The sequence below is a fragment of the Mycobacterium sp. 1164966.3 genome (genome assembly GCF_001665395.1).
Taxonomy (GTDB): Bacteria; Actinomycetota; Actinomycetes; order Mycobacteriales; family Mycobacteriaceae; genus Mycobacterium.
This window is the reverse complement of record NZ_LZSG01000007.1, coordinates 1-24201: the sequence shown is the minus strand read 5'-3', so window position 1 is coordinate 24201 and position 24201 is coordinate 1. Positions and strand designations below refer to the sequence as shown.

Below are 24201 nucleotides of genomic sequence, written 5' to 3'. Positions count from 1 at the left end.
TGCTACTTGCACTTTCGCGGTCAGCGCTTTACGAACTGCGCTTGGCCAGCCAGTCCGCCTGCATCGTCAGCAACGCCATTACCTCCAACTGCGGAACATTAGGGTCGAGTTCGCGGTAGCGCTGGTAGACGTTCACGACGACTCGCTCCGCATCCAGCCAGGTCGCATAGTCGCCGAGGTCGATGGTGTCGGCGGCCTCGAACCACGACAGGCCCTTACGATATGCGGCCTCGGCCTGGTCGGACACGTGCGCGAGATAGCCTCGGACCGCGCGGATTCCGTCCGGATCGGTGATCGGACCGTGGCCGGGCACCACCGTCGGCGCATCCAGCGCAATCATGGTGTCGCAGGCCGCGATCCAGTTCGCGATCGGACCAGCCCACACGATGGGCGTACACCCGATGAACAGCAGATCCCCGCCGAACAGCACACCGGCGTCGGGCACGTGCACCACCGAGTCCGCCGCGGTGTGTGCCGGACCCAGGTTCAGCAGGTTGATCTGCCGATCGCCAACCTCCACGGTGAGCTCACGCTCGAAGGTGAAATCGGCATTGCGCACCTTGATGCCGCTGAAATCGAAATGCCCGAATCGTTCCCGCGCATACGGGGTGGCGACGGGACCGAGGTTGGCTGTCTGCGTCATGGCCAGCATCTCGGCCGGCATGCCATGCGCGATTTCTTCGGCCGTACCCTCGGCGGCAATAATCCGCACCGACGGGCCCAGCAGCTGATTGCCGTGCGTGTGGTCTCCATTGGAGTGGGTGATCAGCGCGTCGGTGATGGGTGCCTGCTCGGTGATCGGCTTCATCGCGGTGAGCATCTCGCGGGTCAGCGCCAGGTCGAAAAGCGTGTCGACAAGCAGCGCAGCGCCGTCGCCCGCGACCAGCCCGGCGTTGCTCCAGCCGTAGCCGCCATCCGGCAGCGTCCACGCCCACACTCGATCGCCGACCTCGTGCAGGCCGCGAGTGTAGGGCACTCGTGCGGGCGCGCGATTGACCCGGGCGGCGACTGGCGGCGCGTCCGGGTTGGGCCGCGGCGCCAGCGGGTGCGGTGGACGACTGGCCCGAACGGTTTGCCGGGTCTCCCCCAGTCCTTCTACCCGCAGGGTGACGACGTCGCGGTCGTGTAGCCAGCCCGGGAACGATTCCAGCGCAGCAAGACTCAGGTGCTCAACGAGCGTGCAGGTGGGCACCGTCCCGGATCCGACGACGTCGCCGGGCACCAGCGTCACCCCGCGCGAAGCGTAGGAGATGACTTCGCCGAAGCTCCAGTCCATCTGCGCGGTGGATCCCGAACCGATCACGGTCCCGTTCACCAGGGCGCTCACCTGAAGGTCGAGCTTGCCGTCACGACGGTAGGGCTCGAGCTCATCCGGTGTGACCAGATACGGGCCCAACGTGACGCCGCTGTCCTTGCCCTTGGCCTGCCCGATGGCCAGCTGGCCCTCCAGCTGCTGCAGGTCGCGGGCGGACCAGTCGTTGAAGATCATGTAGCCGATGATGGCGCGTTCGGCTTCCTGCACCGTGAGGTCCTTGCCGCTTGTTCCGATGACGGCGGCAATCTCCAATTCGAAGTCCTGCCAAGCACTTCCGGGGGCCATCGGTGCGTCGTCGTAGGGACCGAGCACGGTTGCCGGACAGGCGAAGTAGAAGGCGGGGATGCGGTACCAGGTATCGGCCAGTACCCGTCCGGCACCGAGTGCGGCCTGACAGTTGCGCATGTGGTCCAAGAAACACAGCGAGTCCCGGATCGACGGTGGGCGTGGGATCGGGGCGCGCAACCGCACCTCGGCCAGGGCAATCGGCTCGGAACCCAGCGCATGCTCACCGGCTTCGCGCAGCCCGCCGGCGCCACGGCCGACCAGCTCCAGCAACGTCACGCCGGGCGGCGCTGGGTGAATCACGTCGCCGGATAACACTCCGGTCCGTTCGCTGCCATCCGGGCCTTGATACGTCACCCATTTCATTCGCGTATCACCTCACTCGGTTTCTTGTCCGGTCGCAGGCCCCGCCAACTCGGTTGGCGCAGACGGTTGTCCGGGGTCCATTCGCTGTAGCGCACCTCCCCGACCAGGACCGGCTCGACGAAGGTGACTCGTTTGGCGTCGGGTGGGGGAAGCGGAGCGTCGAACGGGGATTTGTCGGTGTGCAGCGGCGCCAAGGTGGCCTTGAGGTTCGCCAAGTCGCGCTCGGTGAAGCCGGTGCCGACCCGCCCGGCGAACCGCAGGCCGCCGCCGCCGGGGATGCCGACAAGCAGCGCCCCGATGCCGCTGCTGCGCCCGCCTTCGCCCGCGCGCCAGCCGCCGATGACGACCTCCTGGGTGTTCCAGTGTTTGTCCTTGATCCACGACGCCGAACGCCGGCCCGGCTGGTACGTGGAGTCGCGCCGCTTGGCGACGACGCCTTCCCAGCCGTGCTTGCGGGAGTACTCGAGTGCTTCGGCGCCATTTCCGGGTAGCAACTCGGGAACAATGAGATCGCTTGCGCTGGAGAGCGTTTGGAGCAGCTTGCGGCGGTCGGAGTAGCGGGCCCGCAGTAGCGAGCGACCGTCAAGGTAGAGCAAGTCGAACGCCCAGAACTCGATTCGGGTGGCGCGCACTCGGTTCTGCATTTCGTTGAAGCTGGGCACGCCGGACTTGCCGAGCGCAACCAGCTCACCGTCGATCACCACATGGTGCTCAGCGAAATCATCGGCCAGCGAACGTAATTGGGGATACTCCTTGGTGACGTCGCGTCCGCTGCGCGACCTCAGCCGCACATTGCCATGGTCGGCGTCGACGAGCAAGCGATAACCGTCCCACTTGCCCTCGAAGGCCCACACGCTCGCCTTCAAGTTGGCCACCGAACCGTGCGTCGCGAACATCGGCGCCAGCGAGTCGAAGTCGAAGAACTTCTGGTCTTTCATCCGGTGCGCCAGCCACTGGTCACCGTTGGTTTGAATCAGGGCATAGCGTCCGGAGATCCGGTTGCCATGCAGGTTGACAATGACCTCTCCTTTTTCGCCGGAGTCGTTGAACTTCTCGGTGTCGTAGGTTCCGGCGTCCCAGATGATCACCTTGCCGGCGCCGTACTCCCCCTTGGGGATGTTGCCCTCGAAAGTGCCGTATTCCAACGGATGATCCTCGGTGTGCACCGCCAGATGGTTGACCGACGTCGTCTCGGGCAGGTTCTTCGGCACCGCCCACGACACCAGGACCCCGTCTCTTTCCAGCCGGAAGTCGTAGTGCAGCCGACGAGCGTGATGCTCCTGGATGACGAACGTATTGTTGTGGCCGGTAACGGGTTTGGACGCTGGCACCGGTTCGGGTGTCTTGGACGCGTCACGCATGCTGCGGTACTTGGACAGCCGATCCGCGCCGCGCATATCAGCGTCCAGCGCCGCCAGCAGATCGCCGTTGCGCGCAACCCTGGCAAGCACTTCGTCGTAGCGCAGCTGGTGCAGCGAGTCGGGGTCGTCGAGCTCGTCCCAGCTGCGCGGCGCCGCGACCGTCGGGTGTTCGCGGCCACGCAGCGAGTAGGGCGCGATGGTGGTTTTCGCGGCGTTGTTCTGGCTCCAGTCCAGGAACACCTTCCCGGCGCGCAGGCTCTTGGTCATCGTCGACGTCACCAGCTTGGGCATCGTCTTTTCCAGTTGTTGCGCAACGCGTTTGGCCAGGACGGAAGCCCCCCTGCTGCTCACCGGCTCATCCAGCGGCGCGTAAAGGTGCAGCCCCTTGCTGCCACTGGTGAGCGGGAAGGTGGTCAGCCCGATGTCGGTGATCAGCTCGCGGACGGCGCGGGCCACCTCTGCCAGCTGCGCCATCGTCACGCCCTCGCCGGGGTCCAGGTCGAACACCAATCGTGTTGCCGGGCCGGGGGTTAACTGTTCGCCTTTCCGGGTCCACTCGGCGATGAACCGCCACTGCGGCACGTGCACCTCGAGGGCCGCCTGCTGCGCTATCCAGGCCAGCCCGTTAGCGCTTTCGATGATCGGATAGGTCGTGGTTCCCGACCGGTGCGTCACGCTGGCGCGGGGCAGCCATTCCGGCGCCGACGACGCCAGCTGCTTTTCGAAGAACGAGCCCTCTTCGACACCGTTGGGCCAGCGCTTGCGGGTTGCCGGACGCCGCGCGATGTGCGAGACCATGACCTCGGCGATGCTGGTGTAGTACTCGAAAACTTCAGCTTTGGTGGTACCGGTGGCGGGATAGAGCACCTTGTCGGCGTTGGTCAACTTCACCCGGGGTCCCGGCGCCTTGGAAACCGGTGTACCCATGCTGTCAACGTACTTCGTCGACTAGGTTGTTGACCGTCTGCCACGGCGTCAGACGCACGAGCTCAAGTCGCCAACAGCGCTCGCACATCGCATTGTGGGTTGGTCAGTGCCCACTCTCTGGTGACGAGTTCGGCTTGCGGCGTCCCTTCGCGCAGCGCGACCAACATCGCCTGTGGATCGAATGTCGGCCCGATCGGATCGGTTTGAAACTGCTCGCCGCCGATGTATTCGCTGGCCTCGTCCGGCGTTGCGAAGTTGTCGATCTGCAGCTCCACCTTGTTCCCATCGGGATCGCAGTAGTAGAGCGACGTCGTCGGTCCATGCTGTACCGGCACGTGGGGTTCGATGCCTTGTTCTTTCAAGTCTTCGTACTTGCCGAGCAGCTGCTCAAGGTTTTCGAACGTATACGCGGAATGCGCCAGCCCCACCGTCAGCGGGTTTCGTGCGGCAGCACCCGGCAGCTGCACTATGCCGAGTCGATGGTGTTCGTCGTCGAACGTCATCAGTGACATGAATCCGTCGTCGTACACAACGTGAGCATCCAGGACCTTCAAGTACCAGTCGCGCATCGCGGGCAGCTGGCCGGTCTGCAGAACGATGTGGGCCAGCCTCTTGTTTGCACTCACGAGCCCTCCTTCGCAGCGAACGGGCTTCGGTAGTCAAGTGTCACACCCGACGAACGAAACCAGCATGCAAATCAGACAATCAGCCCGCTTGGAACGGCCCTCAGGTCCCCTCATATCAGGCGACCTCACGCGAGCGCCGCCTTCGATGTGGCGTATGTCACCACCTCGGCTAAACGGCTGCTGACGCAGGCAATGCCGGGCGCCACGGTGCCGTGCTCGCTTTGCGACGACCTTCACGGTGGGTATGTTCGGCGACCGATGCGCTACGCCAACCACTTGACCAGTGTCGTCGCCGAGGGCTGCAGCAGTGGGGTTCCGCTGAGCGACGCCACATTACCCCTGCATTCGCCACGGATAGACGTGCCAACCTATGACAGGTCGGCTCTGCAGCCTGGTGTTGTTCACATCGGAGCGGGCAACTTTCACCGTGCGCACCAGGCCGTGTACTTTGATGACCTTGCCCGCTCGGGCATTTCCCAGCAATGGGGAGTCACCGGCGTCAGCCTGCGGTCCCGCGACGTAAAGGATCTGCTGTCGGCCCAAGATGGGCTTTACACTGTCGTACAACGCGCCCATGACCGCCAAACGGCCCGTGTCGTCGGCTCGATCGGCTCCTACCACTACGCACCCAACGACAACGACGCGGTGCGTGCGGCTTTGGCTGACCCGCAAACCCGCGTCGTCAGCTTGACGATTACCGACAACGGGTACTTCCTGGATCCGGTCACCCGCGAATTTGATGCCGACAACCCCGACGTGCGTGCCGATCTTGTGGCGTCGGACAGCTTTGCCACCGCGTGGGCATATCTCGCCGAGGCACTCGAACGGCGTCGTCGCGCCGGCACTGCCCCGTTTACGGTGCTCTGCTGCGACAACATTCCGGACAACACCCAGGCGGCGCGAACTGCGCTGGTGTCGTTCGCGGCTCTACGAGATCCCGGCCTTGCCCGCTGGATCGACACCAATGTGGCGTTCCCGTCGACCATGGTCGACCGCATCACCCCGCGGACTTCGACTTCCGAACGCCAATTTGTCGAGCACACGTTCGGCATCGCCGACAAATTGCCGGTGCTGACCGAACCGTATTGCCAATGGGTCATCGAGGACACCTTCAGCGATGATCGCCCGCCGCTGCACGAGGTGGGCGTCCAGTTCGTGACCGACGTCAGCGACCACAAGCTGGTGAAGACCCGTCTGCTCAACGGAACACATATTGCGATCGGGTGTCTGGCCACGCTGGCCGGCTATCAGCGCACCGACGAGGCGATGAGTGACCCGGTCATCTTCGATTACGTCGAGCAGCTCATGCGCGACGAGATTCAACCCTTGCTCCCGGCGGTGCCCGGGATGAACACACCGAGTTATCGCAACACGTTGCTCACTCGGCTCGGCAATCCCCGGTTGAGTGACCAGTTGTCGCGCTTGGCTCGCCGGGGATCGACGAAGATGGCGTCGTTTCTGCTGCCGTCCCTGCACGAGGCGATCGCGCAGGACAGACCGCACACGCTGCTGATGTTGGCTCTGGCGGGTTGGGTCCGGTACCTGCGCGGCTACGACCTCGACGGTGGCCCGATCCATGTGGAGGACCCGGAATCAGGACTGCTCACCAAGTTGGCGACCATGGGAGGCAACAACCCTCGTCCGTTGCTGCGGCATGAAATCCTCGCCGACCTCCGTCTGATTCCTGGCTTCACAGAACGCTTGGGCGCCATGATTGCAGGCATCGATGAGCACGGCGTGATACCCACACTGCGCCGAGCGTTGCGGGACGATGCGCGGGAGCTGGTGCTGCAATGAGCCAGCCCATCACGTTCGTCCGGCCATTCGACCCCGCGCCGATCACCACCTTGCTCTGCGACGCAGATGACAACCTGTTTCCGTCGGAGCGGCCGGCGTTCGACGCGTCGACCGAGGTGACGAATCGTTTCCTGGCCAGGTTCGGCGTGACGGCTCCGCTCAGCCCGGAAGAGCTGCGTAAGCGGGCCGTCGGGAAGAACTTCCGTACCACGGCGCTCGACTTGGCGGTGCAATGCGAAGTCCCGCTCGATCAGACACTGGCCCAGGGCCGTCCCGCAGCGGTGGTCGCCGCGGCCGGCGAAGTGGTGAGCGGCAACGCGTTGTGCGCCGACGAACTCGAGCAGTGGGTCCGCGAAGAACGCGAGCAAGTCACCGCTCATCTGGCCGTCACGCTGACACCCGATCCGCAGGTACTGGAACCGTTGAGAGACCTGGCAACCCACTACGCACTCGCGGCCGTCAGCTCCAGCGCCACCAAGCGTCTGCACGCCTGCTTCAGCGCCACCGGTCTCGACTCGCTGCTACCGGAGTCGGTGACCTTCAGCGCGGAGGATTCTCTTCCGGTACCGACGAGCAAACCCGACCCGGCGGTGTATCTGCACTGCGGCCAGGTCCTCGGCGTCGCAGCCGAACAAGGGCTGGCCATCGAAGACTCCGTGGCCGGCGTGACGTCCGCGGTCGCAGCCGGCTACGCCACCGTCGGGAACCTGATGTTCGTGCTACCTGACGAACGAGCTTGCCGCCGTGCAGAATTGATCGACGCCGGCGCGGTCGCCATCACCGACTCGTGGCGCGCTCTCGCTGACGTCCTGATGTTGTCGCTCACAACAGGTTCCCCGCTCCGGTAGGCCGCCGAACTTGGCAGACGTCGTACCGTCGAAAGGTGCCACGATGCCGGACAACGCAGCGCTGACCAAGATGACGATCGCAACGCCTGACTACGACCGCGGCGGCATCCGCGTCGGTATCGCGCATATCGGAACCGGTCACTTTCACCGCGCCCATCAGGCGATGTACATCGACCGATTGCTGCGGCAGGGCCTGGCGCGCGAGTGGGGCATCTGCGGGGTGGGGGTGTTGCCGGCCGACTGGCCAATGCGCGACGTGCTGCGTGACCAAGACGGGCTCTACACGCTGATTTCGGAGAACCCTGACGGAAGCCGAGACGCACAAGTGATCGGCTCGATCATCGACTACCGCTACGCGCCAGACGATCCGGAGGCAGCCATCGAGTTGCTGGCCGCGGCAACTACCCGCATCGTTTCGTTGACTATCACCGAGGGCGGCTACCGCGACCCCGACGGGCCCGCGTTCGAGTTGATCAGCGAGGCTCTGGCCAGGCGTCGCAGCCGCGGGATTACCGCACCGACGATTCTGTCCTGCGACAACATCGAGAGCAATGGTGAGGTCGCGCGGCGGGTCGTCCTCGCGCATGCCGAACGTCGGCATCCCGGTCTCGCCGAATGGATAGCGGAAAACGCCCGGTTCCCGAGTTCGATGGTGGACCGAATCACCCCGGCCACGACACCGGAGATAGCCGCGGAGATACGGCGTGACTTCGCAATAGCCGACCGGTGGCCGGTGCTCACCGAGCCGTTCGCCGCCTGGGTCGTCGAAGACGACTTCGCGGACGGCAGACCGCCGTTGGAACGGGCCGGCGTGCTGCTGGTCGACGATGTCCGCCCGTACGAGTTGATGAAGCTGCGGCTGCTCAACGCGGGACACCAGTGCCTGTGCTACTTCGCGCAGCTGTGCGGCTTCCTGTTCGTCCACGACGCAGCGCGCGACCCGTTGTTCGCCGAATTCCTGCTCGCCTATTTCGATTTCGAGGCCATCCCGACGCTGGCGCCGGTGCCCGGCATCGACCTGCATGACTACAGCCGCACGCTCGTCGAGCGTTTCGCCAACCCCGGAGTGCGTGACACCGTGGCGCGGCTTTGCGCCTACTCGTCGGACCGCATCCCCAAGTGGCTGCTCCCGGTGATCCACGACAATCTTGCCGGCGACGGGCCGGTTCGCTTGGCGGCAGCGACGGTGGCCAGCTGGGCCCGCTACGCCGAGGGCGTCGACGAGCGGGGCGAGCCGATCGAAGTGGTGGACCAGCTCGCAGACTCGCTGGTGCCGATCGCCCGATCGCAGCACGAGCATCCCATCGCGTTCATCGAGATCACCGCGGTGTTCGGGGATCTGGCGCAGCAGCCACGCTTCGTGGCGGCGTACCTCTGGGCGCTGGATTCGTTGCACACCCGCGGGGCGCGGGCAACCCTGGAAGTGTTGCTGCACGGGGAGGTGCCATGACTCGCGGACTGGTGATCGGCGAAGCGCTGATCGACACTGTCGGCGGCCAAGACCACGTCGGCGGCAGCCCGTTGAATGTCGCCGTCGGGTTGGCCCGGGTGGGCCGCGGAGTCGACCTGCTGACCCACATCGCCGACGACGACGCCGGCCGCCGTATCGTCGAATACGTGAAATCTGCTGGCGCACAACTTCTTCCAAGCAGCATCTCGGCCTCGCGGACCCCCCGGGCCACCGCGACACTGACCGAAGACGGATCGGCCAGTTATGCGTTCGACTTGGACTGGGAGCTGTCCGGGATACCACCGGTCGCCCCGCCGCTTTTCGTGCACACGGGATCCATCGCCGCGGTGCGCGAGCCGGGCTGCCTGGCCGTCGCGGCGCTGCTCGACGCCTACCGCGTCTCGGCCACCCTCACCTTCGACCCCAACGTGCGTCCGTCGCTGATCGTCGACCGGGATCTGGCCCGGGAACGAATCGAGCACCTCGTCGAGCGCTGCGACGTGGTCAAGGCCAGCGCCGAGGACCTGAGCTGGCTCCATCCCAACCGGCCGCCCGAGGTCACTGCGCAGACCTGGCTGGCCTCAGGGCCTGCGATTGTCGCGCTCACCCTGGGCGGTCAGGGGTCGGTGGCGTTCTGCGCGGGCGGCCAGGCCCGGGTGGCCGCGCGGCCGGTGCAGGTGGTGGACACCGTCGGCGCCGGCGACGCGTTCATGGTCGGTCTGCTCGACAGGCTTTGGGAACAGGGCCTACTGGGTGGCAAGCGGCGCGCGGCGCTACGCGGGATCGGACTGGAGGCGCTGACCGCGGCCCTTGAGGCGGCGAGTCTGGCGGCGGCGCTGACCGTCTCCCGGGCCGGGGCTTAGCTAGCGCGAGCAGACGCAAAAGTACCCAATTTCGTACCGAAATGGGCGCTTTTGCGTCTGCTCGGCACTACGTGGGCATACTGGCACCATGCGCTCCATCTGGAAGGGTTCGATCGCCTTCGGGCTGGTAAACGTCCCAGTCAAGGTGTACAGCGCCACCGAGGACCATGACATCAAGTTCCACCAGGTGCACGCCAAGGACAACGGGCGCATCCGATACAAGCGGGTGTGCGAGGTGTGTGGCGAAGTCGTCGAATACAGCGACCTCGCCCGCGCCTATGAGTCCCCCGACGGGCGCATGGTGGTGATCACCGACGACGACATCGCCACGTTGCCCGAGGAGCGCAGCCGCGAAATCGAGGTGCTGGAATTCGTCCCGGCCAGCGAGGTCGACCCGATGCTGTTCGACCGCAGTTATTTCCTGGAGCCCGATTCGAAGTCGTCCAAATCGTATGTGCTGCTGGCCAAGACGCTCGCCGAGAGCGACCGCATGGCGATAGTGCACTTCACGCTGCGCAACAAGACCCGGCTGGCGGCCTTGCGCGTCAAGGATTTCGGCAAGCGCGACGTGATGGTGGTGCACACCTTGTTGTGGCCCGACGAAATCCGCGACCCCGATTTCCCGGTGCTGGACAAGAAGGTCGATATCAAGCCCGCAGAACTCAAGATGGCCGGGCAGGTGGTGGAGTCGATGGCCGACGACTTCAACCCCGACCGCTACCACGACACCTATCAAGAGCAGCTCCAAGAACTAGTCGACGCGAAACTTGAAGGCGGGGAAGCTTTTACCGCCGAGGAGAAACCGACAGAACTGGACGAGGCCGAAGACGTCTCCGACCTGCTCGCGAAGCTGGAAGCCAGCGTCAAAGCCCGCTCGGGCTCCAACAAACCGGCGAAAAAGACAGCCGCGAAAAAAGCGCCGGCCAAGAAGAGCCGGGCGAAACAGGCGTCGAAGTCCTGACCAATGCGGCCTCGATTCACGTTATGCTCATCGTGCTGCCGATCCTGAATCTAGGAGTCCCGTGAAGTTCACTCGATCTGGCACCGCATTGAGTCTGGTGGTCGCCAGCACACTGGTGTTATCGGCTTGTGGTGGACATTCGAACACCCCGTCAGCTTCAAAATCCACCACTCCCGCGGTTCCGGTGAACTGCGGCGGTAAGAAGAAACTCCATGCCGCCGGGTCGACCGCGCAGAAGAACGCAATCGAGCAATTCGTCTACGCCTACATCCACGCCTGCCCCGGCTACACGCTGGACTACAACGCCAACGGTTCCGGTGCCGGGATGAAGGCGTTCATCAGCGGCCAGGTCGACTTGGCCGGGTCCGATTCGCCGATGGATCAGGCTAAAGGTGAACCCGACCGGGCGGCCGAGCGCTGCGGATCGCCTGCGTGGGACTTGCCGGTGGTGTTCGGGCCCATCGCGGTCACCTACAACATCAACGGGGTGAGCTCGCTGAACCTGGATGGCCCCACCCTGGCGAGGATCTTCAACGGCGGCATCACCAAGTGGGACGACCCGGCGATCAAGGCACTCAACTCTGGCAGCAACTTGCCGCCGACCCCCATTCACGTCGTCTTCCGCTCCGACGAGTCGGGCACCACGGACAACTTCCAGAAGTACCTCGACTCCGCTTCCAACGGCGCGTGGGGCAAGGGCGCCGGCAAGACATTCAACGGCGGGGTCGGCGAGGGCGCCGCGGGCAATGACGGGACGTCGCAGGCCCTGAAGAGAACCGACGGGTCGATCACGTACAACGAGTGGTCATTCGCCGAGGGCCATCAACTGAACAGGGCGCTGATCGTCACCTCGGCGGGTCCGGATCCGGTGGCGATCACCCCGGAAACGGTCGGCAAGACCATCTCCGGCGCGGCCTTCAAGGGCCAGGGCAATGACTTGGTGGTGGACACGTCGACGTTCTACAAGCCGTCGCAGGCGGGCTCCTACCCGATAGTGCTGGTGACCTACGAGATCGTCTGCTCGAAATACCCCGATGGCCCCACCGGCGCTGCAGTTAAGGCCTTCATGCAGGCCACAATTGGCGACGGCCAAAACGGGCTCGACGAGTACGGCTACATTCCGCTACCGAGTTCGTTGCAATCCAAACTGGTGCCAGCGGTAAACAGCATCGGGTAACCACGCAAACCAACTCGGGCACAACGGGTTTGGGCGTGGGTTGGACTGATGGAAGTCGATGTTGCGCGCGTGCAACTGTTTGGAGAGATTTCAGAATTCACTGTGAGTAATCCGAATCTCTGGGCGCATTGGTCGTCAAGGATTTACCGTGTGGTAACCATCGGTTTTCCGAGGGCTTACTCTGGCCGTCCGGATCAGGTGGCTGGCGAAGGGAGCGTCGACGGTGAGTAACGCCGTTTCGCGGGAGGGATCCCAGTTCGGGCCCTACAAGCTGGTGCGTCTCATAGGTCGCGGCGGGATGGGCGAGGTCTACGAAGCCGAGGACACCCGCAAGCGCCGGGTGGTGGCGCTCAAGCTGATTTCGGCGCAATACTCGGACAATTCGGTGTTTCGTGCCCGGATGCAACGTGAGGCCGACACCGCGGGACGGTTGACCGAGCCGCACATTGTGCCGATCCACGACTACGGCGAGATCGACGGGCAGTTCTACGTGGAGATGCGCCTGATCGACGGTGTCTCGCTGCGGCACATCCTGACGCAGACCGGTCCGATGGCACCGGCGCGATCGGTGGCGATCATTCGCCAGATCGCCGCCGCACTGGACGCCGCGCACAGCGCCGGTGTGACCCACCGCGACGTCAAGCCGGAAAACATTCTGGTCACCAACCAGGACTTCGCGTATCTGGTGGACTTCGGTATCGCCCGTGCCGCCACTGACCCCGGGCTGACCCAGACCGGGACAGCCGTGGGCACCTATAACTACATGGCCCCGGAAAGGTTCGGCGACACCGAGGTCACCTACCGCGCCGATATCTATGCGCTGGCCTGTGTGTTGGACGAGTGCCTGACCGGCTCGCCGCCCTATTCGGCCAAGAGCGTCGAACGATTGATCGCGTCGCATCTCATGGAGCCCGCGCCGCGGCCCAGCCAGCTGCGGCCGGGCAGAGTGCCGGCGGCCTTGGACGACGTGATTGCCAAAGGGATGGCCAAGAATCCACTGGACCGCTACCTCAGTTGCGGTGATCTGGCCGATGCCGCCCATGACGCGCTCACGACTTCCGAGCAGCGCCAAGAGGCCACCATTCTGCGCCAGGGCGACAATGAGACTCTGATGGCCCCGGTCGTCGACCCGAGTGTGGGCTGGGCCAGTTTCGGCGGCTCGGGTGCGCACCCACAGCAGGCTTCCGGTGCGTACCAACAGCAGCCCTCGGGCGGCTACCCGCAACAAATCTCCGGCGGTTATCCACAACAAACGTCTGGTGGTTACCCGCAACAAACGTCTGGTGGCTATCCGCAGCAGTCGTCGGGGCCCCACTACGCTTCCGGCGACTATCCAGCCGCGACCGCCATGGGACCGACGCCGCAATACCCCAGCGGAGACCAGACCATGATGGGGCCGTCGTACCCGAGCGGCGACCAGACCATGATGCGTCCGGTGTCAGGGGACAGCGGCGGGCAGGCGGGCGACCAACGTACCCAGGCCCACCCCGTGGCCGGCGGCGGCTGGCCCAGCCAACCTGATGTCGCCACGCCCGGTCCCTACACGCCGCCCGGCCAGTCATACCAGCCGGCGGGCAAGCCCCGCGACAAGAAGAAACTGCTGCTTATCGCGGGTGGCATCGCGGCGGTCCTGCTCGCGATCGTGCTGGTCGCGGTGTTCGCGTTCGGGGGGTCGGACAACAAGTCGGGTCAACCGGAGGCAAAGCCTGGGCAACAGCAAGAGCTGCCGTTCAAAGATCTCAATTTCCGCCTCTCGCCCGGCGGTGTGGCGGTCGACAGTTCCGGCACCGTCTACGTCACCAACCAGGGCATGAAGGGCAGGGTGGTGACGCTGGCTGCCGGGTCGAGCGCGCCGACGGTGAAGCCGTTCTCCGGCCTCTACGAGCCCCAGGGCGTGGCGGTGGACAGCGCCGGCAAGATCTACGTCAGCGATTTCAACAACCGGGTGGTTTCGCTGGGGGCCGGATCGAACAATCAGACCGACATGCCCTTCACCGGTCTCAACTACCCCGAGGGCTTGGCGGTGGATGCCCAGGGCTCCATCTATGTCGCTGACCGCGGCAACAACCGGGTCGTGAAATTGGAGCCCGGGTCAACCAACCAGATCGTGCTGGCCTTCGACGGGCTCAAGAATCCCGACGGGGTGGCGGTGGACAGCAACGGCAACGTCTACGTCACCGACACCGACAACAACCGGGTGCTCAAACTGGATGCCGGGACGAGCAACCAGTCCGTACTGCCGTTCACCGGCCTCTCCTCACCGTGGGGTATCGCGGTGGACAAAGTCGGCAGCGTCTACGTCACCGAACACGACAACAACAGGGTCCTGAAACTGGCGGCCGGAGCGAGCAACTCAACCGAGTTACCGTTCCAGGGCCTCAATACGCCCCTGTCGGTGGCGGTGGACAAAGACGGCAACGTCTACGTCGCCGACCGTGGCAACGGCCGAGTGCTCAAGCTCAAGCCCTGACCGGCTACCGGCGCCGTCGGGTTGCCACGAAGCGGATCGCCGCGGCGGTCAGACTGATCAGCGCCATGATGATGATCAGCGTCAGCGCCGCACCCCAGCGCCGCAGGAAACTGGCGGGCTCCGGGTTGGTGAGCGTGGTGTAGATCAACAGCGGCAGTGACGCCATGTTGTTGTTGAAGATGTCGTAGTTGATCGACTGGTTGTAGCCGACCAGCACCAGCACCGGCGCCGTCTCACCCAGGACGCGCGCGAGCGCCAGCAGAATACCGGCGACGATGCCCGGCATCGCAATGGGAAAGACGATCCGCACGATCGTTTTCCATTTGGGAATTCCCAACGCGTAGCTGGCTTCTCGCAGTTCGTCGGGCACCAGCCTGAGCATCTCCTCGGTGGCCCGGACCACCACCGGCAACATCAGCAGAACCAAGGCCAACGAGACGGCGAAGGCGCTCTGCGGATATCCCAGGGTTGCGATCCACAGGCTGAAGATGAACAACGACGCCACAATCGATGGCACCCCGGCGAGCACGTCGACCATGAACGTGGTCACCCGGGCCAACCGGCCAGAACCGTACTCCACCAGGTAAACCGCGGTCATGACGCCCAGCGGCACGGCAAGAAGGCCGGCCACTCCGGACTGCACCAGGGATCCGTAGATGGCGTGGTACACGCCTCCTGCCAATTCACCCGGCATTACGCCGCGCAGCGAGTGCGTCCACCAGCCCGAGCGGGTGACGGCGTACCAGCCCCGCACCACCACGACCCCCAGCAGCCAGACCAGTGGGATCAGCGCGATGACGAACGAGCTCAGGAAAAACGTTGTCGCGACACTGTTCGTGATCCGACGCCGGACGCTCAGCGACCGAAACACGGCCGCTTTCACCGGTCGGTCGAGCAGGTCGGCACTCACCCGTTGACCTTCCCGCCGGCGATCGCGCGGGCGATCGCGTTGACCACGAACGTCAGGACGAACAATGCGAATCCAGCGGAAATATATGCCCCGGTCGGCAGGGGTTCGCTGAATTCCGATGCCGCGGAGGCGATTTTGGAGGCAAACGTGTAACCGCCGTCGAACAGCGACCACTTTCCCGGACGTGCTGACGAGCGCAGGATGATCAGCACCGCCACGGTTTCACCCAGAGCGCGGCCCAGGCCCAGCATCGACGCCGCTACCACGCCGCTGCGACCGAAGGGCAGCACCGTCATTCGGATGACTTCCCACTTGGTCGCCCCCAGCGCCTGTGCGGCTTCGATCTGCATGGGCGGGGTCTGTCGGAACACTTCTCGCGATACCGACGTGACGATCGGCAGGATCATCACCGACAGCACGATGCCGGCGGTGAAGATGGTGCCGCCGCCGGCCATGGATACGTTGCCCTGTTTGAATAGAAACAACCACCCCAGGTGCCGGTTCAGAAAGTTGGTGAGCGGCTCGAGCTTCGGTCCCAGCACGTAGATTCCCCACAGGCCGAAGATGATCGACGGCACCGCGGCCAGCAGATCAACCATTGCGGCAAATGGTCTCGACAACCGCACCGGCGCGTATTGGGTGAGGAACACCGCGATTCCGATTGCGATCGGTACGGCCAGCACCAGCGCGCAAACCGAGCTGAGCACCGTGACCATGAACAAGTCGCGGATACCGAACGCGAGGTGCTTGGCGTCGGTGGTGTCAAATCGCGCACTGGTGAAGAAGTTTGCGTGGTTCACCCGCAACGACGGGACCGCACGTAGCAGTAAGAACACCGCGATCAGCACGATCGCGACGACGATGGTGGAACCGGCTGTTCCAGCGGCGAGCTTGAACAGCCGGTCCCCACGTCGTGCCGCGCGCCCGTCGGGGGCCGCTAGCGCAGGCTTTGCTTCGCTCGGGCGCTGCGGCCTGGCTAGCGGTCCTCGGGCCATATCGCGATCAATTTAGGTGATGGCGTTGACCGCGGTCGACAACCTCGACTTGAAACTGTCGGGAAGTGGGGCGTAACCGTGGTCCCCCAATCCGTTCTGCCCCGGGCCGATGGTGGTCTGCAGGAACGCCTTCACGGCCTTGCCGACCTGGGCGTCCGGATACTTCGAGCAAACGATCTCGTAGGTCGCCAGCACAATCGGGTACGAGCCCGCCTGCGACGGCTTGTAGAACGAATTGGTGTCGATGATCAGGTCGTTGCCCTGGCCCGAGATCGTGGCGCCGGAAATGGTCTTTCCAACCGACTCGGCGCTGATCGCCACCGCATCCGGACCGGCCGAGGTGATGATCTTGGCCATGTTCAGCTTCTGCCCCTGGGCAAAGGACCACTCGTTGTAGGTGATCGAACCCTCGGTCGCCTTGACGGCCGCCGAGGTGCCTTCGTTGCCCTTGGCGCCCTCGCCTACGCCGCCCTTGAACACCTTTCCGGCGCCCTTGCCCCATGCGCCGTTGGAAGCGGCGTCCAGGTACTTCTGGAAGTTGTCCGTAGTGCCGGACTCGTCGTTGCGGAAGATGACGTGGATCGGCTCACCGGGCAGCGTGAAGCCCTTGTTCAGATCCTGGATGGCTGGGTCGTTCCAAGTCTTGATGGTGCCGTTGAAGATCTTTGCCAGCGTGGGGCCGTCCAGGTTCAACGAGTTGACGGTGTTCAGGTTGAAGGTCACCGCAATCGGGCCGAAGACCACCGGCAGGTTCCATGCCGGCGAGCTGCAGCGCTGTTCCGCAGCCGCGGCCTCTTCCTTGCTCAGCGCTACGTCCGAGCCACCGAAATCGGTTTGATTGCCGGTGAATTCTTTGATTCCGGCACCGGAACCGTTGGGCGTGTAATTCAACGACTGACCTGAGCAGGCCTGCTCGAACGCCTTGGTGAAGAGGGTCATGGCGTTGGCCTGGGCGCTCGATCCGCTCGCCTTCAAGGTCTGCTTACCGCCGCAGCTGACGTTCCCCCCGCCCGCGGAAGACGGCCCCGACGTCGCGCTTCCTCCGCCTGCATTTTTGTCGCTGCCACACCCGGACAACACCAATGCGCCAATTGCCAGGACACTCAGTACGGCGCCAAATCGTTTGAGTCTCAATTTACTTCCTCACGGTTGAAATGAAACATGTTCGCCGCGGCTCCTCCCCGCGGCTTTGCCGGCCAGCCGTTTTCCCGCAGCCACGACGTTACATTAGGACCTCGCGAATTCAATAGTTTCGTCGGGCGACACTTGCTTGCGGCCGTCGTCGCCGGTTGCCTCACCGATGTGCCAAACTAGAACCTGTTACAAAAATGGTGTCCATCCGGAGTTCGGCCCGCAACTGAAAAGAGAGGCCGCAATGATCCTTGACAGGTTCCGTCTCGACGACAAAGTCGCCGTCATCACCGGTGGCGGACGCGGACTGGGGGCTGCCATCGCACTGGCATTCGCCGAAGCGGGAGCCGACGTCGTCATCGCGTCGCGAACGCAATCTCAACTAGATGCCGTCGCGGAAGAGGTTCGGGCGACCGGCCGAAGGGCCCACACCGTCGCCGCCGACCTGGCCCATCCCGAGGCAACGGCGCAGCTGGCCGGCCAGGCCGTCGACGCGTTCGGGAAACTGGACATCGTCGTCAACAACGTTGGCGGCACCATGCCGAACACGTTGCTGACCACCCCGGTGAAAGACCTCAAAGACGCGTTCACCTTCAACGTGGCCACCGCCCACGCCTTGACAATCGCCGCCGTTCCATTGATGCTGCAGCACTCCGGCGGCGGCAGCATCATCAACATCACCTCCACCATGGGCCGGCTGGCCGGGCGCGGGTTCGCCGCCTACGGCACCGCGAAGGCGGCACTGTCTCACTACACCCGGCTGGCCGCACTCGACCTGTGCCCACGCATCCGGGTCAACGCCATTGCGCCGGGTTCGATCCTGACGTCCGCACTGGACGTGGTGGCCGCGAACGACGAGCTGCGCGAGCCGATGGAGAAGGTGACGCCGATGCGTCGCCTCGGCGACCCCGTCGATATCGCTGCTGCGGCAGTCTATTTGGCGTCGCCGGCCGGCAGCTTCCTCACCGGTAAGACACTTGAGGTCGATGGCGGCCTCACCTTCCCCAACCTCGACATCCCCGTCCCCGACCTGTGATGCGCGAGCTGGGGGCACTCCCCTACCTGCGGTGTGGGCCCACCCGCTTGCGGGGGAACGCAAAATCACCCAAAACGGGTCGTTTGAGGGTGATTTTGCGTCTGCTCGCGGTCCGCAACCCACCTGTAAGGAGCCCGTCATGGCCATACCCGTCGTACAACTCGGCACCGGCAACGTCGGCGTCCACTCACTGCGCGCGCTGATCACCAACCCGGAGTTCCAGCTGACCGGCGTCTGGGTGTCATCCGATGCCAAGGCGGGCAAGGACGCCGCAGAAATTGCCGGACTCGACAAGGCGACCGGCGTGAAAGCCAGCACCGACCTGGACGCCGTGCTGGCCACGGGTCCGCAATGTGCCGTCTACAACGCCATGGCCGACAACAGGCTGCCCGAGGCCCTGGACGACTATCGGCGGGTCCTGGCGGCCGGGGTCAACATCGTCGGTAGCGGGCCCGTGTTCTTGCAGTGGCCGTGGCAGGTGCTGCCTGACGAGCTCATCTCACCTTTGGAAGATGCTGCCCGAGAAGGCAATTCGAGCCTGTACGTCAACGGCATCGACCCTGGCTTTGCCAACGATCTGCTGCCACTGGCGTTGGCGGGCACCTGCCAGAGCATTCAGCAGGTTCGGTGCATGGAAATCGTCGACTACGCGACGTATGACAGCGCGGTCGTCATGTTCGACGTGATGGGCTTCGGTAAGCCGATGGACGATGTCCCGATGCTGTTGCAGCCCGGGGTGCTGAGCCTGGCGTGGGGATCGGTAGTCCGCCAAATTGCTGCGGGGCTGGGCATTTCGCTCGACGAGGTCTCCGAAACGTATGTCCGCGAACCAGCACCGCAGGCCTTCGACATCGCCTCGGGGCATATTCCCGAAGGCAGCGCCGCGGCGTTGCGGTTCGAGGTGCGCGGGATGGTCGACGGCCGGCCCGCCGTCGTGCTGGAACACGTCACCCGGCTGCGTGAGGACCTCTGTCCGGACTGGCCGCAACCCGCGCAGCCGGGCGGTTGCTACCGCATCGAAATCACCGGCGAACCGTCTTACGCCGTGGACATCTGCCTGAGCAGCCGCAACGGCGACCACAACCATGCCGGGCTGGTCGCGACGGCGATGCGGATCGTCAACGCGATTCCGGCGGTGGTGGCGGCTGCGCCCGGAATTCGCACGACGCTTGACCTTCCCCTGGTCACTGGGCGCGGTCTCTGGCGACCAGACGCAGAATTGCCTAATCCGGCCCCGAATTAGGCGATTCTGCGTCTGCTCGGCGGTGAAACAATCGCGCTCCTTTCGGCGTTGCAGTCAGAGTCGTTGTGCCGAAAGGGGATCCCATGTCGAATCGCCGATTCCTCATCACCGGGGCGTCGAAGGGCATTGGCCGCGAGGTGGCTGACCGGTTGGCCGCCGGCGGGCACCAGCCGATCGGCCTCGCCCGGACGGCGCCGTCGGACTTTCCCGGGCAGTTTTACGAAGTCGACCTCGCCGACCGGAACGCGACCGCGGAAACGCTCGAACGAATCGTTGCCGAAGGCGCCGTCGACGGCGTGGTCAACAACGTGGGTTATGCGCGGTTCGGTCGCATCGGGTCGATCGATCTCGACGATCTGTTCGTCACGTATGACATGAATGTGCGTACCGCGGTCCAGGTGGTGCAGGCAGTGCTGCCCGGAATGCTGGCTAACCGGTGGGGCCGCATCGTCAACGTCACCAGCTTGACGACGCTCGGGGTCGCCGAACGCACGCCGTATGCGGGCGCGAAGGCCGCGCTCGAAACAGCAACGCGCATCTGGGCCGGTGAACTTGCCTCTACGGGCATCACCGTCAACGCGGTAGCCCCTGGGCCCGTCGAGACCGAGATGTATCGCGAACGTAGCCCCGTGGGATCGCAACGCGAATCCCGGCTGCTGGATACCATTCCGCTGCGCCGGGTTGGCACTCCCGTCGAGATCGCCCATGTGATCTGCATGCTCTTGCACGACGACGCCGGGTACTTGACTGGCCAGATCGTTCGGGTCGACGGCGGCGGCAGCATTATCGCCGCCTAGCCGGTGGCGAGTTGGCGAGCAGACGCAAAAGCACCCTAATTCGGCCAGAATTAGGGGCTTTTGCGTCTGCTCGGCACACTTGGTTAACCTCACATTCCTATCGGGCGAACGGGATTGAGGGTCGAAACGTTGGCGCAGGACACTCAGACCTCGCTCAAGACGAGCTGGTATCTGCTCGGTCCGGCCTTCGTCGCGGCCATCGCCTATGTCGATCCCGGAAACGTCGCCGCCAATGTCAGCTCCGGTGCGCAGTACGGCTACCTGCTGCTGTGGGTCATCGTCGTGGCCAATGTGCAGGCCGGCCTGGTGCAATACCTGTCAGCGAAGCTTGGACTGGTGACCGGTCGCTCGCTGCCCGAGGCGATCGGCAAGCAGATGAGCCGTCCGTTACGGCTCGCGTTTTGGTTGCAGGCCGAACTCGTGGCGATGGCGACCGACGTCGCCGAAATGGTCGGGGGGGCGATCGCCTTGCATGTCCTGTTCAACCTGCCGCTGCTGGTCGGCGGGGTGATCACCGGTGCGGTGTCGCTGCTGTTGCTGACCGTCAAGGACCGTCGCGGCCAGCAGCTGTTCGAGCGTGTCATCACCGGGTTGCTCCTGGTCATCGCGATCGGCTTCGCGGCCAGCTTCTTCGTCGCAACTCCCCCGCCCGGCGACGTGCTCAGCGGGCTGCTACCGCGGTTCCGCGGCACCGAGACGGTGCTGCTGGCCGCCGCCATCCTGGGCGCCACCGTGATGCCCCACGCTGTGTATTTGCATTCGGGTCTGGCTATCGACCGGCATGGACATCCCGCCGAGGGCCGACACCGACGTCACTTGCTGCAGGTCACCCGCGTGGACGTCGTCCTGGCCATGGCGGTCGCCGGAACGGTGAACGCGGCGATGCTGCTGGTCGCCGCCATCAACCTGCAGCACCACGGCGTGAGCGGTTCCATCGAGGGCGCCTACACCGCCATCCACGACACCCTGGGAGCCACCATCGCGGTGCTGTTCGCGGTCGGACTGCTCGCGTCCGGGCTGGCGTCGTCGTCGGTGGGCGCCTATGCCGGCGCGATGATCATGCAGGGATTACTGCAGCGCTCGATTCCCATGCTCGCGCGCCGATTGATCACGCTGTGCCCCGCCGTGGCGATTCTGGCGCTGGGCTTCGACCCGACGCGCACCCTGGTGCTCTCCCAAGTCGTGCTGTCATTCGGAATACCGTTCGCGGTACTGCCGCTGGTCCGGCTGACCAGCAACCGCAAGCTGATGGGCACCGACACCAACCATCCCGTCACCACCGCTCTCGGCTGGGCGGTCGCGGTGATGGTCAGTCTGCTCAACATCGTGCTGATCTACCTGACGGTGACCGACGCAGCGTAATTCGTTGTGGCAGTTGCGCTTCCGGCGCCGCGGCGGACTGCGTGGCGTGCTGGTCAGGCCGTACGGCAGGATAGTGAACGTTGGTACGTACAGGAGTTAGCTTGGTGCAACGCATTCCGCACCCCATCGCCTATCCGGTTGCGACGGGCTGAATGCCGGCGGCCCGGCATTCGTACTTCGCATATGGATCCAACCTGTGCGTCAGTCAGATGGCGTCGCGCTGTCCCGACGCAATTGATCCGCGGCCCGCGGTGCTGAACGATCACGACTGGCTGATCAACGAGCGCGGCGTCGCCACCGTCGAACCATTCGCCGGCATCCAGGTACACGGGGTGCTCTGGCAGGTCTCCGACCACGATCTGACCGTCCTGGACAGCGCCGAGGGCGTTCCGGTGCGCTATCGGCGCGACCGGCTGACCGTGCACACTGACGGCGGCCCAGCACCGGCGTGGGTCTACATCGATCATCGGGTGACTCCGGGTCCGCCTCGGCCGGGCTATCTGCCGCGGATCATCGACGGCGCCGTCCATCACCGGCTCCCGCAGAGCTGGATCGACTTTCTGCATCGCTGGGACCCCGCGCATTGGCCGCATCCGCTGGCGCCGTCTGGGCCGGGACCGCAATCACTTTCAGCGTTGTTGAACGAGCCGGGGGTGGTCCAGGCCAGCCGGCTGCGGTCGCGGTTCGGCTTTCTCGCAATCCACGGCGGCGGCCTGGAGCAGATGACCGACGCGATCGCCGAGCGTGCGGCCGAGGCGGCCGGGGCATCGGTGTATGTGCTGCGTCATCCCGACCGCTACCCGCATCATCTGCCGTCGGCCCGTTTCCACCCGAGCGAGTCGGCGCGGCTGGCCGAGTTCCTCGAACACGTCGACGTCGCGGTCTCGCTGCACGGATACGGACGCATCGGACGCGGCACCCAGCTACTGGCGGGGGGCGGCAACCGCGCGCTGGCGGCACACTTGGCGCGGCACATCGTGCTGCCGGGATACGAGGTCGTCACCGACCTCAACGCAATTCCCCGTGAACTGCGCGGGCTGCACCCGGACAACCCGGTCAACCGGGTGCGCGACGGCGGCACGCAGCTGGAGCTGTCGGTGCGAGTCCGGGGTCTTAGTCCGCGCAGTCCGCATCCGGGCGCGGACGGCTGGTCACCGATCACCACAAGCCTCGTCGACGGCTTGGTGGCCGCGGCGCGGTCCTGGTAAGTCTTTACTTAGCTCGCTTAACGGAGGTGTCGGTGGCCAAGGATTTCCGCTTCTCGGTCAGCATTCGCTTCTTCAAGTCACGCACGGCGTTGGAGGAGAAAGCGAAGCGCGCCGAAGACCTCGGGTTCGACGTCATCTGTGTGCCCGACCATCTCGGCGCGGCGGCACCGATGCCGACACTGACCGCGGTCGCGATGGTGACCAAGACGATCCGGCTGAGCATGTATGTGCTCAACGCCGCCTTCTACAAGCCGGCCCTGCTGAGCAGAGACCTCGGGGCGGTGGACCGGCTCAGCGACGGCCGCCTGGAGATCGGGCTGGGCACCGGTTATGTCCGAGAGGAATTCGACGCCGCCGAGCTTCCGTACCCCAGCGCCGGAGCCCGCGTCGACTACCTCGAGCACATGACGAAGTACCTGAAGCAGCACCACCCGACCACGCCGATCCTGATCGCCGGCAACGGAGATCGCGTCCTGACCCTGGCAGCTCGGCATGCCGACATCATCGGGCTGACGGGGTCGAGGGTGCGCGACGTGGACGACCCGCTGGCCGAGCGCATCGAGTTCGTGCGCAACGCCGCCGGTGGCCGGTTTGATCCGCTGGAGCTGAACCTAGCGATCACCGCCATTCCGGCCGAGGGCGAGACCATGCCCGATTTGTCGGTGACCCGTAGGTATGCGTCCGGGCTGTCCGACTCGCAGTTGCTAGAGCAGACTTCGGTGCTCACCGGGTCGCCCCGCGAGATGGCCGACACGTTGAGCGGATACCGCGAAAAATACGGGGTCACCTGCTTCACCGTCCAGGACAACCACATCGACACCTTCGCGAAGGTGATCGCCGAGCTGCGGTGAACGGGCCGCGGCCCGCGCCGTCCCCGGTAAGCTCAGCCAGTCCGCCCTCGTAGCTCAGGGGATAGAGCACGGCTCTCCTAAAGCCGGTGTCGCAGGTTCGAATCCTGCCGGGGGCACGTCAGGGCATGTATTACCTCGGCTGATACTTGACGTTTCGGTTTCGGTTGATGCCTGACAGTGTTTCGGCTGATTCTTTACAGCTGTTTCGGTTGATCCTTGACA

At 64.7% G+C, this 24201-nt stretch carries 19 protein-coding genes and 1 tRNA gene; 14 read left to right on the top strand and 6 right to left on the bottom strand.

What is annotated here, in order from left to right; all coding sequences use genetic code 11:
- Positions 1-28: 28 nt before the first annotated feature.
- From A9W99_RS03990 to A9W99_RS03980, 3 genes are all read right to left on the bottom strand, one after another.
- Positions 29-1966: a fumarylacetoacetate hydrolase family protein gene (locus tag A9W99_RS03990; RefSeq protein WP_067373785.1), complete on the bottom strand. Its 1938-nt coding sequence runs from the start codon at positions 1964-1966 to the stop codon at positions 29-31.
- Entirely contained in the window at positions 1963-4254 is a 2292-nt protein-coding gene (locus A9W99_RS03985; protein WP_067373782.1) for an ATP-dependent DNA ligase, read from the bottom strand. The genes A9W99_RS03990 and A9W99_RS03985 overlap by 4 nt, the downstream gene beginning before the upstream one ends.
- Before the next feature lie 62 nt (positions 4255-4316).
- Positions 4317-4880 (bottom strand): VOC family protein, encoded by a 564-nt coding sequence (locus A9W99_RS03980; RefSeq protein WP_067373779.1) that lies wholly within the window; start codon positions 4878-4880, stop codon positions 4317-4319.
- A gap of 258 nt (positions 4881-5138) precedes the next feature.
- Here A9W99_RS03980 and A9W99_RS03975 point away from each other — a divergent pair, with 258 nt between their 5' ends.
- The 7 genes from A9W99_RS03975 (at position 5139) to A9W99_RS03945 (ending at position 14446) form a co-directional block, all read left to right on the top strand.
- On the top strand, positions 5139-6677 hold the full coding sequence (locus tag A9W99_RS03975) for a mannitol dehydrogenase family protein (RefSeq protein ID WP_067373914.1): 1539 nt from the start codon (positions 5139-5141) through the stop codon (positions 6675-6677).
- Positions 6674-7525 carry an HAD family phosphatase gene (locus A9W99_RS03970; protein WP_067373776.1) on the top strand — a complete coding sequence of 284 codons (852 nt, stop codon included), beginning with the start codon at positions 6674-6676 and terminating at the stop codon, positions 7523-7525. The genes A9W99_RS03975 and A9W99_RS03970 overlap by 4 nt, the downstream gene beginning before the upstream one ends.
- Before the next feature lie 43 nt (positions 7526-7568).
- Complete coding sequence (locus A9W99_RS03965; protein ID WP_067373773.1) at positions 7569-8975, top strand: mannitol dehydrogenase family protein; 1407 nt, start codon at positions 7569-7571, stop codon at positions 8973-8975.
- The gene (locus A9W99_RS03960; protein WP_067373770.1) at positions 8972-9838 is read left to right on the top strand and encodes a carbohydrate kinase; all 867 of its coding nucleotides are present in this window, start codon (positions 8972-8974) and stop codon (positions 9836-9838) included. Before A9W99_RS03965 ends, A9W99_RS03960 begins: the two co-directional genes overlap by 4 nt.
- Before the next feature lie 88 nt (positions 9839-9926).
- A complete protein-coding gene (locus tag A9W99_RS03955) occupies positions 9927-10799 on the top strand; it encodes a Ku protein (RefSeq protein WP_067373767.1) in 873 nt (290 codons plus the stop codon).
- A gap of 61 nt (positions 10800-10860) precedes the next feature.
- The gene (gene pstS, locus A9W99_RS03950; RefSeq protein ID WP_067373764.1) at positions 10861-11976 is read left to right on the top strand and encodes a phosphate ABC transporter substrate-binding protein PstS; all 1116 of its coding nucleotides are present in this window, start codon (positions 10861-10863) and stop codon (positions 11974-11976) included.
- A gap of 223 nt (positions 11977-12199) precedes the next feature.
- Entirely contained in the window at positions 12200-14446 is a 2247-nt protein-coding gene (locus A9W99_RS03945; protein ID WP_067373762.1) for a serine/threonine-protein kinase PknD, read from the top strand.
- Between the two features lie 4 nt (positions 14447-14450).
- On the opposite strand, the gene pstA is transcribed toward A9W99_RS03945, so the two are convergent.
- From pstA to pstS (A9W99_RS03930), 3 genes are read right to left on the bottom strand one after another with little or no spacing between them, the layout of a single operon-like run.
- Positions 14451-15356: a phosphate ABC transporter permease PstA gene (gene pstA / locus A9W99_RS03940; protein WP_067373759.1), complete on the bottom strand. Its 906-nt coding sequence runs from the start codon at positions 15354-15356 to the stop codon at positions 14451-14453.
- The gene (gene pstC, locus A9W99_RS03935) at positions 15353-16351 is read right to left on the bottom strand and encodes a phosphate ABC transporter permease subunit PstC (RefSeq protein ID WP_067373756.1); all 999 of its coding nucleotides are present in this window, start codon (positions 16349-16351) and stop codon (positions 15353-15355) included. The genes pstA and pstC overlap by 4 nt, the downstream gene beginning before the upstream one ends.
- Before the next feature lie 12 nt (positions 16352-16363).
- The gene (gene pstS / locus A9W99_RS03930) at positions 16364-17485 is read right to left on the bottom strand and encodes a phosphate ABC transporter substrate-binding protein PstS (RefSeq protein ID WP_067373752.1); all 1122 of its coding nucleotides are present in this window, start codon (positions 17483-17485) and stop codon (positions 16364-16366) included.
- Positions 17486-17726: 241 nt separating this feature from the next.
- Here pstS (A9W99_RS03930) and A9W99_RS03925 point away from each other — a divergent pair, with 241 nt between their 5' ends.
- The 7 genes from A9W99_RS03925 to A9W99_RS03895 all read left to right on the top strand — a co-directional run bounded on the left by A9W99_RS03925 (position 17727) and on the right by A9W99_RS03895 (position 24095).
- The gene (locus A9W99_RS03925) at positions 17727-18518 is read left to right on the top strand and encodes an SDR family oxidoreductase (RefSeq protein ID WP_067373750.1); all 792 of its coding nucleotides are present in this window, start codon (positions 17727-17729) and stop codon (positions 18516-18518) included.
- Positions 18519-18657: 139 nt separating this feature from the next.
- Complete coding sequence (locus tag A9W99_RS03920; protein WP_067373747.1) at positions 18658-19761, top strand: diacylglycerol kinase; 1104 nt, start codon at positions 18658-18660, stop codon at positions 19759-19761.
- A gap of 83 nt (positions 19762-19844) precedes the next feature.
- Positions 19845-20558, top strand: a complete 714-nt coding sequence (locus tag A9W99_RS03915) for an SDR family oxidoreductase (RefSeq protein ID WP_067373744.1) — start codon at positions 19845-19847, stop codon at positions 20556-20558.
- 93 nt (positions 20559-20651) lie between these two features.
- The gene (locus A9W99_RS03910) at positions 20652-21920 is read left to right on the top strand and encodes an Nramp family divalent metal transporter (protein WP_371514916.1); all 1269 of its coding nucleotides are present in this window, start codon (positions 20652-20654) and stop codon (positions 21918-21920) included.
- A 152-nt stretch (positions 21921-22072) separates the two neighbouring features.
- On the top strand, positions 22073-23128 hold the full coding sequence (locus tag A9W99_RS03905; protein ID WP_067373737.1) for a poly-gamma-glutamate hydrolase family protein: 1056 nt from the start codon (positions 22073-22075) through the stop codon (positions 23126-23128).
- Between the two features lie 26 nt (positions 23129-23154).
- Positions 23155-23979, top strand: coding sequence for an LLM class F420-dependent oxidoreductase (locus A9W99_RS03900; protein WP_082929810.1), 825 nt, complete (start codon positions 23155-23157; stop codon positions 23977-23979).
- Between the two features lie 43 nt (positions 23980-24022).
- Positions 24023-24095 (top strand) — tRNA-Arg (locus tag A9W99_RS03895).
- Positions 24096-24201 lie beyond the last annotated feature (106 nt).

What these genes read in the sequence shown, in the direction of transcription:
- A9W99_RS03985 (WP_067373782.1), bottom strand. Translation starts at nt 4,254, where the DNA reads ATGGGTACACCGGTTTCCAAGGCGCCGGGACCCCGGGTGAAGTTGACC.
- A9W99_RS03960 (WP_067373770.1), top strand. Translation starts at nt 8,972, where the DNA reads ATGACTCGCGGACTGGTGATCGGCGAAGCGCTGATCGACACTGTCGGC.
- A9W99_RS03955 (WP_067373767.1), top strand. Translation starts at nt 9,927, where the DNA reads ATGCGCTCCATCTGGAAGGGTTCGATCGCCTTCGGGCTGGTAAACGTC.
- A9W99_RS03970 (WP_067373776.1), top strand. Translation starts at nt 6,674, where the DNA reads ATGAGCCAGCCCATCACGTTCGTCCGGCCATTCGACCCCGCGCCGATC.
- A9W99_RS03905 (WP_067373737.1), top strand. Translation starts at nt 22,073, where the DNA reads ATGCCGGCGGCCCGGCATTCGTACTTCGCATATGGATCCAACCTGTGC.
- A9W99_RS03915 (WP_067373744.1), top strand. Translation starts at nt 19,845, where the DNA reads ATGTCGAATCGCCGATTCCTCATCACCGGGGCGTCGAAGGGCATTGGC.
- pstC (WP_067373756.1), bottom strand. Translation starts at nt 16,351, where the DNA reads ATGGCCCGAGGACCGCTAGCCAGGCCGCAGCGCCCGAGCGAAGCAAAG.
- A9W99_RS03920 (WP_067373747.1), top strand. Translation starts at nt 18,658, where the DNA reads ATGGCCATACCCGTCGTACAACTCGGCACCGGCAACGTCGGCGTCCAC.
- A9W99_RS03990 (WP_067373785.1), bottom strand. Translation starts at nt 1,966, where the DNA reads ATGAAATGGGTGACGTATCAAGGCCCGGATGGCAGCGAACGGACCGGA.
- A9W99_RS03965 (WP_067373773.1), top strand. Translation starts at nt 7,569, where the DNA reads ATGCCGGACAACGCAGCGCTGACCAAGATGACGATCGCAACGCCTGAC.
- A9W99_RS03975 (WP_067373914.1), top strand. Translation starts at nt 5,139, where the DNA reads ATGCGCTACGCCAACCACTTGACCAGTGTCGTCGCCGAGGGCTGCAGC.
- A9W99_RS03925 (WP_067373750.1), top strand. Translation starts at nt 17,727, where the DNA reads ATGATCCTTGACAGGTTCCGTCTCGACGACAAAGTCGCCGTCATCACC.